We start from the raw sequence: 1,869 nt of genomic DNA, 5'->3' as shown, positions 1-1,869 counted from the left end.
ACCTCCTCATATAATATGTAGCGTAATCAGTTCAACACATTGTTGTTAAATAGATTGTATTTTTCTTCTTAATCCAAGATAATTGTAACGTTCTGGACTAAGGTAGCCTACATGCCTCCTGTGAACTGTTGATTCACTTTTTAAAGACTGGCTCCTTTATTCAAGACGTGCCTTATACACTGATTTGGTTTGTTGATGAACTTTGCTCTTGCACTGTATCTTCTAATTCTTGAGGTTGTGTTTGTCTTGCTTTAGAGGTGCAATCCAGAACCGGTTACGAAAGGAAGATTTTATGAAAAAACAAGATTCTTATGACTACTACGTTGGCATCGATTGTGCTCAGAACAAACACGATTTTGCCATGAAAAACAATCAGGATAAATTCTTGATTAAGAGAGGACACTTTTCAAATACGCTACAAGGATATGAAAAGTTCCTTAACACTGTTCTTTCCAAATGTCTGAACAAAGATAAGATCTTGTTTGGGATGGAAGTGACAGGTATCTATGGTACTAACTTATACGAAAGGCTCAAATCAGATGGGTATCACGTAGTTATGATTTCTCCGGATTCCGTTAAAAATTACAGAGACTACAAACGACTTAATAAAACAGATAAGATCGATTCTGGCTGTATTGCCGAACTTCTTTTGAACGGCGATGCTCAAATCGTTCATGTAGCAAAAAACGGATATACTGATTTGAAAGCCTACATTCGCAGAAGGAATGCACTTAAAGTTACATGCACTCAGGAAACAAACAGATTCCTCGCCAAAGTTTGTTTGTATTTTCCTGACCTTCTCAAAGTCTTTCCAAGTGGACGTGCAACCTTAAAAGCCATCTTTTCAATATATCCTACACCTTATTCTATCATAGAAGCTGATTTCGATGAACTTGTTTCTGTTCTTCAAAAAGCTTCTAAAAACAAATTTGGCGTAGACAAAGCAAATGAACTTATTCATGCTGCACGTAATTCGATTGTTGTTCGCAAATCTATCTCAGATGGCGAACTATACAACATTCACAGCCTTATTGATTCTATAGATTCTCTTGAATCAGAAATACGAAATCTTGAGAAAATAATTGATTCTAAGGCTGAAGAATTTCCTGCTTATCATGTACTTCTTACATTAACAGGATGTGGAAAAATCACAGCGGCTACAATCGTTGCTGAAATAGGAGATATCTCCAGATTTCATAAAGCGAGTCAGATCGTATCCCTGGCAGGGTTATATGGTGACAACTCCAAGTCTGGTTCTTCTGTAAACAAGCGTGGAAAAATTTCCAAGAAAGGTTCTCGTTATCTTCGTCATGCAATCTACATGGTTGCTGAATTTGCACGAAGAAACAACCCGATATTTAAAGCTTACTTTACCAGAAAAAAGAATGGAGATCGTACCAAACATACTCTTGCAGTGAATGCAGTAGCGAACAAACTTTGCAAAGTGATTTATTCTTTAATGAAAAACCAGTCCACATACATTATTCAATACCGTGATTTGGTGAAACTATCGGAATCAACCCAAAATGAGTTTTTCCAAAATGCCGAAACAGACTTTTCAGCAAAAACTAGACGAAAGAAATATCTGTATGAAGATGAATATGGAGAACTCCATGAATTCGTATTTAAATCGATAAAAACAGCTTTAATCGAATAAAAAAACATACAAATTCTTTCAAAAATCAGGCTTTTTTGAAAAATTTTTTAAAGGCTCAAAAAAGTTGTTTTCAATGCACCCAATTTCAAAAACTAGATGAAGTTTTTAACGAGGATTCACCTCTAAATCAAGACAAACACCCTTGATCCAACAAAGAAAACTACAATTTCAACAAATTTTACATTACTTATTGACATTTAATAGTTTGTCTT

1 protein-coding gene is annotated in these 1,869 nt (G+C 35.1%); it reads left to right on the top strand.

What is annotated here, in order from left to right:
- The first annotated feature begins 292 nt into the window (after nucleotides 1-292).
- Entirely contained in the window at nucleotides 293-1,657 is a 1,365-nt protein-coding gene (locus LJE08_RS13375) for an IS110 family transposase (RefSeq protein WP_186999179.1), read from the top strand.
- Nucleotides 1,658-1,869: the final 212 nt, after the last annotated feature.

The organism is Holdemanella sp. DFI.5.55 (assembly GCF_020593575.1).
Taxonomy (GTDB): Bacteria; Bacillota_I; Bacilli_A; order Erysipelotrichales; family Erysipelotrichaceae; genus Holdemanella; species Holdemanella hominis.
This window is presented reverse-complemented; position numbering and strand designations above follow the sequence as displayed.

Excerpts from the sequence above, each read along its gene's own strand:
- LJE08_RS13375 (WP_186999179.1), top strand. The coding sequence starts at position 293 with ATGAAAAAACAAGATTCTTATGACTACTACGTTGGCATCGATTGTGCT.